Raw genomic sequence first — 215 nt, forward strand, 5'->3', positions numbered from 1 at the left:
TACTCGTCCGTACAGGCCGAGGAAAAGTACCATGCACGACGCGAAGGATGTTGCCGCCAACCTCTACTGGCTAATCCGGAACTTCACGACTTGATTCAGCGGCTTATTCTTGATCACCAGTGGTCTCCCGAACAGATCGATCAGCGGCTTAAACAGGATCATTCTCCTTGGAAGATCAGTTATACGACCATCTATCGTGGGATTGAAGCGCATCT

General features: G+C 50.2%; 1 pseudogene. It reads left to right on the forward strand.

The annotated features are described in order from the left end of the window. Window positions 1-215: pseudogene (locus AA84_RS0115485) on the forward strand (helix-turn-helix domain-containing protein); the annotation flags it as partial.

Origin of the sequence: Sporolactobacillus terrae DSM 11697, assembly GCF_000648615.1 — a bacterium.
Lineage (GTDB): Bacteria > Bacillota > Bacilli > Bacillales > Sporolactobacillaceae > Sporolactobacillus > Sporolactobacillus terrae.